General features: G+C 59.6%; 2 protein-coding genes. Both read left to right on the top strand.

All coding sequences use genetic code 11. The features are described from left to right. Positions 1-206 (top strand): hypothetical protein (locus tag GSQ94_RS15125; protein WP_371417530.1); only part of this gene is annotated, 206 nt, incomplete at its 5' end. Positions 207-238: 32 nt separating this feature from the next. Further along, a complete protein-coding gene (locus GSQ94_RS15120; RefSeq protein ID WP_158944680.1) occupies positions 239-622 on the top strand; it encodes an RNA-binding S4 domain-containing protein in 384 nt (127 codons plus the stop codon). Positions 623-680 lie beyond the last annotated feature (58 nt).

Genomic DNA, 680 nt, shown 5'->3' with positions numbered 1-680 from the left:
GGAGAGAAACACCAATGCTCAACCTTCTACTCTTTTTGATCCTCATGGTCGTCTGCTGGCCACTCGCCCTTGCAGCGCTCCTCCTCTATCCGCTGATCTGGCTGATCCTCCTGCCCTTCCGTCTCATCGGCATCGTAGTCGGCGGCACCTTCGAGCTCATCGGCGCGCTCTTCTATCTCCCCGTTCGCATGCTCCGCGCCATCTAGCAACGCTCCCAAAAGTAGAAGAAAATAGACTCATGACCGGCACCCGCATCGACAAGTGGCTCTGGGCAGCCCGCTTCTTCAAAACCCGTGAGCAAGCCTCCAAAGCCTGCGACATGAACCGCATCACCTCAAACAACGTCTCCGCCAAGCCCTCCCGCGAGGTCCGCGTAGGAGACATGCTTCACATCAAAAACGAAGCCGGCGAGTTCGAAGTGGAAGTCCTTGCCCTAAGCCAGCAACGAGGCTCCGCGGCCGTAGCGCAAACCCTCTACCGCGAAACCGAATCCAGCAAAGAGCTTCGCCGCAAAGCCGCAGAAGAGCGCAAGCTCCTCGGCCCTATCGCCTATGGCGCACCGTCAAAGCGCCCAACCAAACGCGACCGCCGCCTCATCCACAGCTTCCGCGGCGACTACTAACGAAGGGTCCCGTTGGTCAGCGCGAAATCCAGCTTGCGACTAACGGAAGCACCCCGCG

This window comes from Granulicella sp. S190, assembly GCF_009766095.1.
In the GTDB taxonomy this organism is placed as follows: domain Bacteria; phylum Acidobacteriota; class Terriglobia; order Terriglobales; family Acidobacteriaceae; genus Edaphobacter.
This window is presented reverse-complemented; position numbering and strand designations above follow the sequence as displayed.